Annotated in this window: 11 protein-coding genes and 1 pseudogene; 3 read left to right on the top strand and 9 right to left on the bottom strand. The window is 40.8% G+C overall.

All coding sequences use genetic code 11. From position 1 onward, the window contains the following. Nucleotides 1-205: 205 nt before the first annotated feature. From narI to ACWPWK_RS12305, 5 genes and pseudogenes are all read right to left on the bottom strand, one after another. Complete coding sequence (narI, locus tag ACWPWK_RS12325) at nucleotides 206-883, bottom strand: respiratory nitrate reductase subunit gamma (protein WP_109374299.1); 678 nt, start codon at nucleotides 881-883, stop codon at nucleotides 206-208. After that, a complete protein-coding gene (gene narJ / locus ACWPWK_RS12320; RefSeq protein ID WP_167392502.1) occupies nucleotides 880-1605 on the bottom strand; it encodes a nitrate reductase molybdenum cofactor assembly chaperone in 726 nt (241 codons plus the stop codon). The genes narI and narJ overlap by 4 nt, the downstream gene beginning before the upstream one ends. Then, nucleotides 1605-3158: a nitrate reductase subunit beta gene (gene narH, locus ACWPWK_RS12315; protein ID WP_109374297.1), complete on the bottom strand. Its 1554-nt coding sequence runs from the start codon at nucleotides 3156-3158 to the stop codon at nucleotides 1605-1607. Before narH ends, narJ begins: the two co-directional genes overlap by 1 nt. Next, a pseudogene (locus ACWPWK_RS12310) lies at nucleotides 3158-6938 on the bottom strand (nitrate reductase subunit alpha). Before ACWPWK_RS12310 ends, narH begins: the two are co-directional and overlap by 1 nt. A 52-nt stretch (nucleotides 6939-6990) precedes the next feature. Next, nucleotides 6991-8385: a NarK family nitrate/nitrite MFS transporter gene (locus ACWPWK_RS12305; protein WP_109374295.1), complete on the bottom strand. Its 1395-nt coding sequence runs from the start codon at nucleotides 8383-8385 to the stop codon at nucleotides 6991-6993. A 297-nt stretch (nucleotides 8386-8682) separates the two neighbouring features. Between ACWPWK_RS12305 and narX the strand changes: the two genes are divergently transcribed. Both narX and narL read left to right on the top strand, forming a co-directional pair. Next, a complete protein-coding gene (gene narX, locus ACWPWK_RS12300) occupies nucleotides 8683-10488 on the top strand; it encodes a nitrate/nitrite two-component system sensor histidine kinase NarX (RefSeq protein WP_109374294.1) in 1806 nt (601 codons plus the stop codon). Between the two features lie 25 nt (nucleotides 10489-10513). Continuing rightward, nucleotides 10514-11167: a two-component system response regulator NarL gene (narL, locus tag ACWPWK_RS12295; RefSeq protein WP_109374313.1), complete on the top strand. Its 654-nt coding sequence runs from the start codon at nucleotides 10514-10516 to the stop codon at nucleotides 11165-11167. Here the strand turns inward: narL and ACWPWK_RS12290 are convergent. Beyond that, on the bottom strand, nucleotides 11164-12066 hold the full coding sequence (locus ACWPWK_RS12290; protein ID WP_109374293.1) for a LysR family transcriptional regulator: 903 nt from the start codon (nucleotides 12064-12066) through the stop codon (nucleotides 11164-11166). The genes narL and ACWPWK_RS12290 overlap by 4 nt on opposite strands. 110 nt (nucleotides 12067-12176) lie before the next feature. On the opposite strand from ACWPWK_RS12290, the gene ACWPWK_RS12285 reads away from it, so the two are divergent. Then, nucleotides 12177-12617: a PACE efflux transporter gene (locus tag ACWPWK_RS12285; protein ID WP_109374292.1), complete on the top strand. Its 441-nt coding sequence runs from the start codon at nucleotides 12177-12179 to the stop codon at nucleotides 12615-12617. 38 nt (nucleotides 12618-12655) lie between these two features. On the opposite strand, the gene ACWPWK_RS12280 is transcribed toward ACWPWK_RS12285, so the two are convergent. From ACWPWK_RS12280 to ACWPWK_RS12270, 3 genes are all read right to left on the bottom strand, one after another. Then, nucleotides 12656-12886, bottom strand: a complete 231-nt coding sequence (locus tag ACWPWK_RS12280) for a hypothetical protein (RefSeq protein WP_100159878.1) — start codon at nucleotides 12884-12886, stop codon at nucleotides 12656-12658. 104 nt (nucleotides 12887-12990) lie between these two features. Then, nucleotides 12991-13788 carry a sulfite exporter TauE/SafE family protein gene (locus ACWPWK_RS12275; RefSeq protein ID WP_109374291.1) on the bottom strand — a complete coding sequence of 266 codons (798 nt, stop codon included), beginning with the start codon at nucleotides 13786-13788 and terminating at the stop codon, nucleotides 12991-12993. Nucleotides 13789-13971: 183 nt separating this feature from the next. Then, on the bottom strand, nucleotides 13972-15717 hold the full coding sequence (locus ACWPWK_RS12270; RefSeq protein ID WP_109374290.1) for an acetyl/propionyl/methylcrotonyl-CoA carboxylase subunit alpha: 1746 nt from the start codon (nucleotides 15715-15717) through the stop codon (nucleotides 13972-13974). Between the last annotated feature and the right edge of the window lie 8 nt (nucleotides 15718-15725).

Raw genomic sequence — 15725 nt, 5'->3', positions numbered from 1 at the left:
ATTTATTGCCTTATATAAATTCATTTCGTTAAAAAGAATTATAAGTGCAACTATTCTTAAATGAATCTAAAGATTATTGCTTTAACCATTCAAATTTTTTGTTCAATTTTTAAGGGAGAAAAAAGATAAAAAAAACCCCCGCGGGCGGGGGTGAGATAAGCGCAATTAAAAGGTCTCTAATTTACTATCAAGAGATGGGTATTCATTAATGACGATTACGCACAATTTGATAGCGACGAGTTAAGTACTCAACTGGCACGCTCCAAATATGAACTAATCGACAGAATGGGAACAATAAGAAAATCGTCATACCTAAGAAAATGTGCAATTTAAACACGAATGCGACACCTTCAAGATGAGCCGAAGCACCGCCGTGGAAAGTCACTATAGATTGTGCCCAAGCCACCAGCTTCATCATTTCGCTACCATCCATATGTTGTGCTGAGAATGGAATAGTCAGTAAACCTAGCGCTACTTGAATAACCAAAAGCGTTAAGATCATGATGTCACCAAATGAAGATGTAGCTCTAACCCGTGGATTGGTTAAACGGCGTTTTAATAACATCACGCCCCCCACCAGCATTAATACACCACAAGTACCGCCACCGACCATTGCCATAATTTGTTTATATTCAATAGGCAGGAAAGATTCATACATCCAATGTGGTGTTAGCATTCCCAGAAAATGACCAGCAAAAATACCGAGGATCCCAACATGAAATAAGTTAGAAGCCAATCGCATGTTTTTCTTGTCTAACATCTGGCTAGAGCCAGCACGCCACGTATATTGACCATAGTCGTAACGTAGCCAGCTACCGATAATAAAAACGGCACCCGCAATATAGGGATAGATATCAAAAAATAACATATTGATGTAATTCATTTTTGTGCTCCCGTATCCAACGAATTCCCCACGTTGAGATATTGAACTGTAGTCTCTTGTGCAAAACGGCGCTGATGTTGGCTGATTTTGCCACTACCACATTGCGTACCTTCGCCAAGAAACGTCACTTGTTCTTCTTCCCACACAGCATCTAATGCGGCAGGCGTATCATCTAAAGGCTCTTTTTCTACTTGAGCAGTCAGTTGTGATGCTTCCAATCCACTTTGTGAGAGGCAAAGCAACACATCAAAGAGCGCGTGATAATCACTGCCTCGTTGTTTCAAACGCTCACCTAACAGCGCCAAAATAGGCGCAATGTTATTTAGCCCTTCAATACAGTCTGTCGTGGGCAGGAGCGTTAAGTACTCAAGGTAAGTCGGCAAATAGTCAGGGAGTTCACGACTACTTAATGTGATCCCTGCTTGTTGATATTGATTGAGCAGATCAACCATTGCCTGACCACGATCGCGGGACTCGCCATGAACGTGTTCAAATAACAACAGCGATCGCGCCCGCCCTCTATCAAAAAGCTCACTGTAATTGGCTTGCGCATCTAACAACTCTTGCTGCGTTAAGGTATGAATAAACGCCATTAATTTCGCAACTTGAGTCACAGGAAGCTCATCAGCTTCCTGTAATGCATCGATAAGCTCGCCTCGGTTATCCCACAACTCCTGTGTGGGATAATCTAAGAGATGAGAAATGACTTTCAGAGAGATCATTATATTTTCTCCTCTGACCGACGTTCGTCTTGAGGTGTTCTTGATGTGATATCAATTGCATCAATACGATGACTATTAAACAAATTAAATTTGCTATCACTGCCATGACAACCGTCACCAAAGCTAAAGCCACAACCATTACGTTCTGGGAACGCTTCTCTTGCAAGTTCACGATGGCTTGATGGAATAACAAAGCGATCTTCATAATTTGCAATAGCCAGATAACGATACATCTCTTGTGCTTGCGCTTCAGTCAAACCTACTTGCTCTAATGCACTTAAGTCTGTTTTGCCTTCTACGGTTTCAGCACGTTTATAATGACGCATCGCTAACATGCGTTTTAATGCTAATAACACAGGTGCAGTATCCCCAGCTGTCAGTAAATTTGCTAAATACTGAACTGGAATACGTAAGCTTTCTACATCAGGCAGAACGCCTGTATGTGGTAACACGCCCGCATCAGCAGCAGACTGAATTGGTGACAAAGGTGGCACATACCAAACCATTGGTAAGGTGCGATATTCAGGGTGCAGTGGTAATGCTAGCTTCCAATCCACCGCCATTTTGTAAACAGGTGAACGCTGCGCTGCATCAATCACACTTAATGGAATACCTTGCTCTTCAGCGGCTTTGATCACTTCAGGATCAAATGGATCCAAGAAGATATCTAGTTGGCTTTGGTATAAATCTTTTTCATTATCCGCACTGGCGGCTTGTGAAATTTTATCTGCGTCATACAGCATCACACCCAGATAACGAATACGTCCTACACAAGTTTCTGAGCATAGTGTTGGCTGACCGGCTTCAATACGTGGATAACAGAAAATACATTTTTCTGACTTACCACTTTTCCAGTTGAAGTAGATTTTTTTGTATGGGCATCCGGTTAAACACATGCGCCATCCACGGCATTTATCTTGGTCGATAAGCACAATGCCATCTTCAGCACGTTTATAAATCGCACCACTTGGGCATGTTGCAACACAAGCAGGATTTAAGCAGTGTTCACATAAACGTGGTAAATACATCATGAATGTATTTTCAAACTGCCCATACATCTCTTTTTGCATATTGGCGAAGTTTTTATCCGCAGCACGTTTACTAAACTCGCCACCTAAATCGTCTTCCCAGTTTGGGCCTTTTTCGATTTTGGTCATGCGCTGACCTGTGATCAGCGAACGAGGTCGTGCTGTCGGTAAAGAGCCTTCTGGTGCATTTTTTAAATGCTCATAGTCATAATCAAATGGCTCATAGTAATCATCTAATGCGGGGACATCTGGGTTGGCAAAAATTTTCGATAATAGATCAACACGGTTGCCCATTCTTGGTACTAATTTACCTTTGATATTTTTGATCCAACCGCCTTTCCACTTCTCTTGGTCTTCCCAATTTTGTGGATACCCTGTACCCGGTTTTGTTTCAACGTTATTGAACCATGCGTATTCGACACCTTCACGGCTCGTCCAAACATTTTTACAGGTTACTGAACAGGTATGGCAACCGATACATTTGTCGAGGTTCAGTACCATACCGACTTGTGAACGAATTTTCATTATGCCTTCTCCTGTCCATTCAGGGTCTGTTGATAAGCATCACCTTCACCATCAAGCCAATCAATCTGTTTCATTTTACGCACCACAACAAACTCATCACGGTTAGAACCCACAGTGCCGTAATAGTTAAAGCTATAAGCCAACTGAGCATATCCACCAATCATATGGGTTGGTTTAGGGCAAACACGTGTCACAGAGTTGTGAATACCACCACGCATTCCTGTTATTTCAGATCCTGGCAGATTTATTTGACGTTCTTGTGCGTGATACATATAAATCATGCCATCAGGAATACGTTGGCTAACAATCGCTCTCGCCGTTAGCGCGCCATTACTGTTGTATGCTTCAACCCAATCGTTATCACTAATTCCCATCTCTTTAGCATCATCTTCACTCAACCAAACCACAGGGCCACCACGACCAAGCGTTAACATCAGTAAGTTATCGCTATATGTTGAGTGAATACCCCATTTCTGGTGAGGCGTCAGGAAGTTCAGCGCTTTTTCAGGGAAACCATTTGGTTTTTTGCCTTTAACTGCATCAATAGCTTTGGTATCAATTGGTGGACGATAAACCACTAAACTTTCACCATAAGCACGCATCCACTCATGATCTTGATACAATTGCTGACGACCACTTAAAGTACGCCAAGGGATCATCTCGTGAACGTTGGTATAACAGGCGTTATAAGAGACGTGCTCATCTTCAAGACCAGACCATGTAGGGCTTGAAATAATCTTACGAGGTTGAGCAACGATATCGCGGAAACGAATTTTTTCGTCTTCTTTTACTTTAGCTAAATGAGTGTGATCGCGTCCTGTCACTTTACTCAGTGCATCCCACGCTTTTACCGCCACCTGACCGTTAGTTTCAGGGGCTAAAGAGAGGATAACTTCGGCTGCATCAATCGCGGTTTCAATCGCTGGACGCCCTTTTGCTGCGCCATCATGACGGATACGGTTGAGTTTTTTCAGGAAATCGACTTCTGCCTGTGTATTCCAACTGATCCCTTTACCACCATTACCCAATTTATCCATTAGAGGGCCTAATGACGTAAAACGAGCATAGGTATTAGGATAATCACGCTCTACAGGAATAAGATGTGGTGCGGTTTTACCCGGAATAAGGTCACATTCGCCTTTTTTCCAATCCTTCACATCGAAAGGCTGTGCCATTTCAGCGGCGGAGTCATGCTGAATAGGTAATGTCACTAAATCAGTTTCAACACCTAAATGACCCACACATAATTTAGAGAAGGTTTTAGCGATACCTTTATAGATTTCCCAGTCTGTTTTGGATTCCCAAGCAGGATCAACTGCGGCTGTTAATGGATGAATAAACGGATGCATATCCGACGTATTCATATCATCTTTTTCATACCACGTTGCAGTTGGTAAAACGATATCTGAGAATAGGCAAGTGCTCGACATACGGAAGTCTAACGTCACGACTAAATCGACTTTGCCTTCACCGCCTTTATCTTGCCACTCCACTTCTTGTGGTTTGACTTGGCCTTGTTCACCTAAATCTTTACCTTGCAGGCCGTTTTCAGTACCCAGCAAGTATTTCAGTACCCAGCAAGTATTTCAGTAAATATTCATGTCCTTTACCCGCCGAACCTAACAAGTTAGAGCGCCAGATAAATAAATTACGTGGGAAATTTTGTGGGTTATCAGGCTGTTCTGATGCAAAGCGGATCTCACCTGACTTCAATGCATTAACGGTATAGTCAGCCACACTCACACCCGCTTCTTGTGCTTTTTTCGCAATAGACAGTGGGTTTAAGTTTAATTGAGGTGCGGAAGGTAACCACCCCATACGCTCTGAACGCACGTTCATATCTACCAAACTACCAGTAAAGCGTGATTTATCCGCTAATGGTGATAATAACTCTGTTGGTGATACTGTTTCATAACGCCACTGACTTGAGTGGTTATAGAAAAACGAGGTGCTGTTCATATGACGAGGTGGACGTTGCCAGTCAAGACCAAAGGCTAATGGCAACCAACCAGTTTGCGGACGCAGTTTTTCTTGTCCAACATAGTGTGCCCAACCACCACCACTTTGACCGACACAACCACAGAAAATCAGCATGTTGATAATGCCACGATAAGTCATATCCATGTGATACCAGTGGTTAATACCCGCACCGACAATCACCATTGAACGACCATGTGTTTTTTCTGCGTTATCCGCAAATTCACGCGCAATACGAGCGATATCTTGACGGCTTACACCTGTTACTTTTTCAGCCCATGCGGGTGAATATGCTTTGATTTCATCGTAGTTTGATGCACAGTTTTCATCATTTAAACCGCGATCAACACCGTAGTTGGCTAATAATAAGTCATAGACTGTTGTGATGTATTTCTCTTCACCATTAGCAAGTGTAATGCGTTTAGCAGGTAGCTTGTGAACAAGCACATCATCAAGCGCAACACCTTCAAAATATTCGCTTTTAATGCCACCAAAATAAGGGAATGCAACATCAACAATATCATCATGATTATCTAAAAGACCTAATTGTAATGTGACATTTTCGCCACTTTTACCGTCTTTAGGCTCAAGATTCCATTTAGCTGTCCCTTCCCAACGAAAGCCCATAGAACCTTGAGGAGCAACCAATTGTTGGGTTTGCTCATCAATGGCAATGGTTTTCCACTCTGGGTTTTTCTCTTGATCCAGATTGTTCACTAAATCAGAGGCACGCAACATACGACCTGCAACTAATTTGCCTGAGTCGTGTTTATCTAGCATCACCAACATTGGCATATCAGTGTAAGTGCGCACATAGTTGCGGAAATATTCTGTTTGGCGCTTAACGTGGAATTCGCTAAGAATAACGTGTCCCATCGCCATTGCCATTGCGCTGTCTGTACCTTGTTTTGGGTTTAACCATTGGTCACACAGTTTAGCGATTTCAGCATAATCAGGTGTTACGGCAACTGTTTTAGTGCCTTTATAACGAACTTCGGTAAAGAAGTGCGCATCAGGAGTACGGGTTTGAGGTACGTTAGAACCCCACGCAATCAGATAAGAAGAGTTATACCAGTCTGCTGATTCTGGTACGTCTGTTTGCTCACCCCAAGTCATTGGCGAAGCAGGTGGTAAGTCACAATACCAATCATAGAAACTTAAGCACGCGCCACCAATAAGCGATAAATAACGCGCACCCGCCGCATATGACACCATCGACATCGCAGGAATTGGCGAGAAACCGATAATACGATCAGGACCAAACTCTTTTGCTGTAAACACGTTAGAAGCTGCAATGATTTCATTCACTTCTGACCATGAAGAGCGAACAAAACCACCACGACCACGCGCTTGCTTATAGCTTTTGGTTTTTTCTGGCGAGTTGACAATAGAAGCCCATGCATCAACGGGATCGCTATGTTGTGCTTTGGCTTCACGCCATAATTTAATGAGGCGTTTACGTACCATTGGGTATTTAACGCGGTTCGCGCTATATAAATACCATGAATAGCTTGCACCACGAGGACAGCCACGAGGCTCATGATCAGGCAAATCAGGACGTGTACGCGGATAGTCAGTTTGTTGGGTTTCCCATGTGACTAACCCATTTTTGACGTAAATTTTCCAACTACATGAACCTGTACAGTTTACACCATGAGTAGAACGTACAATTTTGTCATGTTGCCAACGACTGCGATAACCATCTTCCCAGTCACGATTAACATTTAGCTCTTGGCCATGATCCTTTGAAAAGGTATCGCCAAGTTGTTTGAAATAGCGGAATCTATCGAGAAACTTACTCATCAGATACTCTCCCAATGCGCGCGAGCGCTCTCACATTGCGTATAATTCGTCATTATTGTTTATTGTGTTTACGTCCATAGACCAACCAAGTGATCAAGACGCAGGCGATATAAAATAGAACAAAGATTTTCATGGCACCGGCAGGAGAGCCAGTCATAGCCAATGATGTACCAAAGGCTTTAGGAATAAAGAATCCACCAATTGCACCAATGGCAGAGATAAAACCAAGCGCTGCGGCACTTTCTGTTACCGCCTCTTTTTGAGCTGCTTCATCTGTGGCGCCTTGGGCTTTCATGCGATCAACAGTGATTTTTCTAAACACCACTGCAATCATTTGGAATGTAGAACCACTGCCTAAACCAGCGGTTAAAAACAGCACCATAAAGACACCGTAGAACGCGATAAACGAACCACCAGCACCGTTTTCAGGTAACGTTAAAAAGAGTAATGCCGAGAATATTGCCATGATGATAAAGTTAATCAGCGTAACTCGAATGCCACCAAATTTATCAGAAAGCGCACCACCGACAGGACGTGCTAAAGCCCCTAATAAAGGTCCAAAAAAGGCATAATGCAGAATGACAATATCTGGGAATTGGGTTTTTGATAACATGGCAAAACCCGCAGAGAAACCAATAAATGAACCAAAAGAGCACAGGTATAAAATACTTAATAACCAGAGGTGACCCCGTTTTAAAACGGGTAATTGCTGACTTAAAGAGGCTTTATTAGCGGCAAGATCATTCATACCAAACCAAGCAGCAAAGGTAAAAAACAATAAGAAAGGCACCCAAACCCACGCCGCATTTTCTAGCCATAAGTGCGAACCATCAGGTTGAACAACACCGGGGCCACTAAACATTGCAAAAACACCCACACCAATCACTAATGGGGCAATTAATTGCATAACGCTTACGCCAAGATTACCTAATCCACCATTTAATCCTAATGCACCGCCTTGACGTGCTTTAGGGAAGAAAAAGCTGATGTTTGCCATACTTGATGCAAAGTTTGCACCTGCGAAACCACATAATAGTGAAATCACAATAAAGGTTGAGTAAGACGTTGTAGTGTCTTGCACTGCAAAACCAAGCCAAATACAAGGAATGATTAGAAATACGGTACTGATTGCCGTCCAACGACGACCACCAAAGATAGGAATAACAAATGAATAAGGAACACGCAAAATAGCGCCAGAAACAGAAGGCAGCGCAGTCAGCATAAATAACTGATCTGTGGTAAAGTTAAAACCGACTTTGTTCAAATTTACTGCAACTGCACTAAAAAGCATCCATACGCAGAATGATAAGAGTAAACAAGGAACAGAAATCCATAAATTGCGTGAAGCGATCTTTTGACCAGTTTTTTCCCAAAAAGCTTTATCTTCAGGATGCCAATCTTCGATCACCCCTTTTCTCATTTTTTCTGGGTGTTGAGTGAGTGCCATAACAACCTCGATTAACGGTTAGATTGGCACCTTTTTACGATTAGAATTGTTAATTAGTCATGATCTGCATCAAGCAAAGATTTGTTTGATTTTTAAGCTAAAATCGTTCTTTACACCTAAGTATTAATAGGGTTATCCTTGATTTTTCATTTTAAATTAATAAGTTAAATTAAAACCGCTATAATCTACAAGTGAAATTACCTCCATAAGATATTTAGGGGTAATACTTTAGTAGTATATGACATTTGATGCCTTTTTAAGGCAAGATAGTGCCTGAATAAATTTGGAAAAATAACGATGAGTACTCATAAAATCCAATGGCATTACCGTTTTTCAATTATTAATCAAATCGCAATATTAATGTTACTTTTCACCCTATTGGGTGTTGTGGGTATGGCGGTTTCTAACCACATTATTTTAAGTGTGCAAGGTAATGCCCATGCGATTAATAAATCAGGCTCTTTGCGTATGCAGAGCTATCGCTTGTTATCTGCTTTACCCCTAGATGAACAACATCGTTATTATCTTCACGAATTAGAAACCGACTTAGACAGTGGTGAATTACTTCAAGTCTTAAGCAATGAATCGCTACAATCACAATATGCTCAATTAAATACTTACTGGAAAGATACCTTAAAACCAACATTGCTCTATGCAAAACAACGTGATGATGCAAAAGAAGAAGTTGTCTTTTTTGTTTCTCAACTCGATAAATTAGTGTTAAGTATAGACCAGCTAACAGAGCAAAAAATAAGGATGGTGGCTTATACCCAGCTTATTTTTACTGCGCTCACTCTGTTATTACTGTTTGGCTCTGTTTGGCATTTTCGCCGTCGTTTATTACATCCTTGGCAACAATTAATGGCGATGGCTAATTCGATTGGTCATGGTGATTTTTCAGCACGTTTTCATCAACGCGCGCACCATGATGAAATTGCCACATTGGGTATCGCACTCAATACCATGTCAGAAGAGCTTTCTACGCTATATAGTGAATTAGAAAAAAGAGTGGTCGAAAAAACGCACGACTTACAACAGAAAAATAAAGTGCTCTCTTACCTCTATCATTCAAGCCAGCAGTTACACTCCCCCGCACCGCTGTGTGCTCGATTAAGACAGATATTATTTGAGCTTCAACAAATTATTCCTAATGCGTATTTGCAGATACGCTTATATGAAGATAATCATCACACATTGTTTAATGAAATTAGTTTAGCGCCTCAATCACGCCCACATCATTGCCCTGATCAGCAATGTGAACGTTGTGAAGATAATACGCCAATAGCAACTTTGCTAAATAGTGAGTTATTACATTGGGAATTAGCCGATCAAATCCATCGTTATGGCTTGTTTGTTATGCAGTTACCTGAAAATACGATTTTAACGGATGAACAAAATAATTTAATGCTATTACTGACAAAACAAATTTCAGCCATGCTGGCAATGGAACAACAAAACGAGCAACAGCAACAGCTTCTATTAATGGATGAGCGTTCGGCAATTGCTAGCGAATTACATGACTCTATTGCCCAATCACTTTCCTGTTTAAAAATGCAAGTCAGCTATTTGCAAATGCAGTCAGAAACCTTACCTGATAATTGCCAAAAACTACTCAAAGAGATGCGTGAAGAGCTTAATGTGGCTTATCGCCAATTAAGAGAACTGTTAACCACGTTTCGCTTAAAACTGACTGAACCAGGATTACTTGCTGCGTTAGAAAGTACATTAACTGAATTTAATCAACGCCTTGGTTTTGCTATTAATTTTGACTATCAATTACCTGCAAAATGCGTAAATTCGCACCAAGGCATTCATGTGGTTCAAATTGTGCGTGAAGCGTTAAATAATATTTTACAACATGCCAATGCCAACTGGGCGGAAGTCTCGTTATCACTTGATAATGGCATGGTTGAGCTAAAAATTAATGATAATGGTGAAGGAATTAGCCCTAACCCTGAAAAATTAAATCATTATGGTCTTATTATTATGCGTGAACGCGCAAATAGCCTAAATGGTTCTTATACTATAAAAGTACGCGAACAGGGCGGTACTCAAGTGTTTGTTAAATTTCCATTAATAACTACTCATAAAGACCCTGTCTAAATTGGAGCAAGTCGTAATGAATAATATGGGATCCTCCACAGAAAAAGCGACAATTTTACTCATTGATGATCACCCGATGCTACGCAATGGTGTAAAACAACTTTTAAGTCTTGATACAACACTAACTGTCGTTGGGGAAGCGGGAGATGGTATTCAAGGTGTGAAACTAGCTGAAGAGTTAGATCCTGACTTAATCTTACTCGATCTGAATATGCCAGGAATGAATGGTTTTGAAACACTTGATCAACTGCGATTAAAGTCGTTATCAGGTCGGATCGTCGTGTTTAGTGTATCAAACTACAGTGATGACTTGGTCACCGCGTTAAAACGTGGTGCTGATGGTTATCTTTTAAAAGATATGGAGCCAGAAGAATTGCTTGCGGCTCTTAAACAAGCTGCCGCAGGGAAAATGGTCGTCAGCCCTACGTTAACCCCTATTTTGGCCGAGTCATTACGTGAAGATCGTTCTGAAGGTGAGCGTGATATTGAACAACTCACCCCGCGTGAACGCGATATTTTAAAGCTGATCGCGCAAGGGCTATCAAATAAAATGATCGCACGTAAGCTTGATATCACTGAAAGTACGGTCAAAGTACACGTCAAACATCTACTGAAAAAAATGAAGCTAAAATCTCGTGTTGAAGTTGCCGTTTGGGTTCATCAACAACGTGTAGATTAATCAAAATTAGGTACGATGGGCTGGTGAGTATTCATCAGCTCAACTAACTCTTTTGCCCCTTTTTGTAACGACTCCCCCTTTAGCCACATAGCATGAATAGGTAATCGCAATTCATTTTTGGTATTTTTAAACTGAAGCTGCTTGAGCTTGCCTTTTTGTAATTGAGTATAAATCAGTGAATACGGTAAATTACCCCAGCCCATTCCCGCTTCGACCATACCCAGAGCCATTTGAAAACTATCAGTTTGCCAATAATTCGTTGCCACTAAAGAGCGTACATCACGTAATTCCTGAGTATGACTAGCAATAATGATTTGGCGAACATTTACTAAATCTTCAATAAATACACCTGCGGGGTGAGCAAGAGCTATATGACTGGCTGATATTGTTGCAACAAGTGATTCAGAACCTAAATATTGAAATTGCTCATCACCATTAACATACATTCCACCATAAACTAAGCAGAGCTGTATTTTACGCGCATGTAGCATTTCAATAATGTCATCTTGTGCAGCTGTTATCACATTCACATTAAGTAACGGATAACGTTGCGTTAATTCAGATAACGCAGATAATAAATAATCAGGATTAATATCAGCCGCAACACCAATATTTAAGACACTTTCGAGATCCATCGAAAGCTCTTGTGCATGCACTTGTAATAATTTTAATTGCTCTGCAATCATTCGGGCATGGGGTTCAAGTGCTTTGGCTTTTTCTGTGGGCTGTGGCTCTCGTGATGAACGCTCAAAAAGTGCATAACCTAATTCTGCCTCCATATTCGCAATTGCCATACTGACTGCTGATGGAACGCGTTTTAATGAACGTGCAGCCGCAGAGAAAGATCCCTTATCCATCACGGCTAAAAATATCGCAATATGTTCACTTGAGAACTGCATGTTCACTCCTGATGTTTCAGTTAAATTGATACTAGCTAACTTTTTCTATCATTCTTACTGATTTATCTTACGATGCTTAACGACACAGATCCACAGAAAAAGAGAGCACAATGCAAGGTATCAAACGAAAAATTGTCTACGTGACAGCTTATGAAATTTTTGGCTGGGTTATTTCATCAGTCGGGCTTGCACTTTTGGCTGATAGCTCAACAGCAGTAACTGGCCCATTAGCGCTTGTGATCACAACAATCGCGGTGAGTTGGAATTTTATTTATAACTGTCTATTTGAATTTTGGGAGAGTCGGCAGGTTTCAAGAATTCGAACATTTAGACGTCGCCTAGTACATGCGATTGGATTTCAGCTAACACTGGTGCTCTATTTAATTCCGTTAATAGCATGGTGGCTTAATGTTTCGTTATGGCAAGCGTTAGTGATGGACTTTGCACTGATCATCATCATCCCTTGTTATACCTTCGTTTATAACTGGGTATTTGACAAAGTGTTTGGCTTACCAAAATCTGCATTACCTGAAAATGCGCCCGCTGCCTAAGCGACAAATTAAGTAAAGAGAGTGATCTCAATAACGGATCACTCTTTAACAGGATAGATATCTTCTAACGCAAATTGCTCAATACCGCCTTCTAACTCGCAACGACCTAAACCAATATTTTTATCATCCGCTGTCGTTCTTCTTAGTAATTTACCTGTTACTTGGGAAAGCGTTGGATCAATTTCAATCACACGGTAATACTCTTTCATATAACTCTCTTCACCCAGCGCCATATAAACTAAAAACTCATCACCTGTTTTAATGTTCATCTCGTTTTTACTTACTCTTAATAGTTAATCTAATGATGATAGAATAAGTTTAGTCTAACTAAAGGTAATAAGAGAAAGATTGACTCACTCGATATTACATTAAGTTAATTTATTAATTTCCAACTCATCATAATGATGCTGATCAGAATAAAAGACAGTGTTAAATATTGGAAAAAACGCTCTGATAAATACACCAGTAAATAGCGTGCTAATGGAATAGAGAGTAATGAGCCTAAGCAAAGAATAAGTGCCGTGTGAACATCGGTATAACCACCAGCACTATAAGCGATAGCTGATCCACCAGAAAGGATAGTGGTAATAAAAATAGAAGTGCCGATTGCCTCTTTAATCTCCATTTGTGCAAAACGCATTAACACAGGCAACACCACTAATCCCCCTCCTACGCCAGTTGCACCAAGTACAAACCCAGCACTTACTCCCGGCACAAATAAGGAAGAAAAAGTAACAGAAGAAGGTGCCGATAAAGGGCTCAAAGGAGCTGAAAGTGATGATTTTCTTATCATTCGCTGTAAAAATAAGATCAGCGAAAATACAATAGCCACAATCATTAAGATATTAATTGCAGATTCAACACGAGCATAATATTGAGGTTGTGATCCCAACCATGTCACGCCATAACTCGCTAAAAATGTCGCAGGAAACATGATCCCCAAAATCAATAGTGCAGGTTTTAATGGAATATTGCCTAAACGAAAATGGATATAAGAAGATGAGAGTTTCATTAGCATAGAAAGTAAATTTGCTGTCGCAACTGCCGCTAGTGCATTCATACCAAAAAGATAAATAAGAACTGGCAATAAAATAACACCACCGCCAACACCCGTTGTTGTAATAACTAACCCTATCGTAGCGCCAATAAGCAGTTGTGTTACAAGCAACATCTTATTTCCTTTTTGCTCAAAATTTCACAAGCTTCGATTATAGGCAAAATAACTTATAACCAAAAGGAATTAGATATAACAAATAGGAATATAAATTTCATTGTTATAAAAAAGCTCCTTAATATGAGCTTTATTCATATTAAAGAGCCAACTTTGAAAAAAGATATTTTATTGATTAATCAGTTAGTTAATTTCAGCCAAAATGGTTTCTGCTGAAAAATAATCACCTGTTTTCGCCTTTTGCAGTAACACACCATTACGAGAAGCCACAACTTGAACTTCCATTTTCATCGCTTCCATAATAGCAATGACATCGCCTTCTTTAACTTTGTCACCATCAGATAAAATCCAGCTATGCAATACGCCCGAAATAGGTGCAGTGACGGCTTTTTCATTCTCTTCTTTCTCATAGCTCGCACCGATTGCTGTCGGTATTACCGCAGAGAGAGAAAGTAATTGAGCAGGTAAAGCTAATTCGTGACGACGACCATCAATTTCAATAAAAGTACGTACTAGCTCTTCATTTTTTACCTGTGTGCTACGAGGGAAATGGGTATTTTTTGCCTGAAAATCAGTTTCAATCCAACGGGTATGCACTTTAAAGTTTTCAGTAAAATCAGTATGATCCATCATTTCACAATGGAAAGGCAATACACTTGCCACGCCTTCAATTTTAAATTCAGCTAATGCTCGACGAGCACGAGAAATAGCTTGTTCACGCGTTGCTCCAGTGACGATTAATTTCGCCATCATGGAATCAAATTGACGTGAAACATGATTATTTTCAGCAACACCACTATCTACACGCACACCTGGACCTGAAGGCTGAGAGAAATGCGTAATTAAACCCGGTGTTGGCAAAAAGCCTTTGGCGGGATCTTCTGCGTTGATCCTAAATTCAAAAGAGTGACCGCGCGGAACAGGGGTTTTATCAATACTGAGTGGTAAACCTTCCGCAATACGTAACTGCTCTATCACTAAATCAATACCCGCCGTTTCTTCGGTAACTGGGTGCTCTACTTGTAAACGTGTATTCACTTCAAGAAAGGAGATAGTACCGTTGGCACTTAATAAAAACTCGACCGTACCCGCACCTACATAGCCCGCTTTAGCACAAATATCTTTAGCTGACTGATGAATACGTTCACGTTGTTCATCTGTTAAATAAGGTGCTGGTGCTTCTTCAATTAACTTCTGATTACGACGTTGTAATGAACAGTCTCGCGTTCCTACAACCACAACGTTACCCAGTTTATCGGCAATAATTTGCGCTTCGATATGGCGAGGTTTATCTAAGAATTGTTCGACATAACATTCACCACGTCCAAAAGCTGTTACAGCTTCTCGTACTGCTGAATGATACAGCTCTTCAATTTCGTCCATTTTATGGGCGATCTTTAAACCCCGTCCACCACCACCAAAAGCGGCTTTAATGGCAACAGGTAGACCATATTGTTTAGCAAAATCTAGAACCTCTTTGGCATCATTAACGGGATCAGCCGTACCATTTACAAGAGGAGCACCAACAGATTGTGCAATTTTGCGAGCTTTCACTTTGTCGCCAAGCACTTCTATCGTTTCTGGGTTAGGGCCGATCCAAATAAATCCCGCGTCTTGTACCGCTTTTGCAAAATCAGCTCGTTCAGAAAGAAAACCGTAACCGGGATGGATCATCGTGGCATTAGCTTTATGGGCAATCTCAATAATTTTATTAATATCTAGATAGCTCTCTTTCGGCAAATTACCATTGAGCCCATAAGCTTCATCAGCAAGGCGAACATGCAATGCATCAATATCATCATTGGCATAAATAGCGATGGATGTCGCGCCATAGTCCTGACAAGCTCGAATAATACGAACAGCGATTTCGCCTCTGTTGGCAATCAGTACTCTATGCTTCACTCGTTGTTTTTGGTTAATTGTTGTCATGAGTGGCA

This window comes from Proteus sp. Marseille-Q3619 (assembly GCF_965283115.1).
The sequence above is the reverse complement of the archived record's forward strand: the minus strand, read 5'-3'. Positions and strand labels throughout refer to the sequence as shown.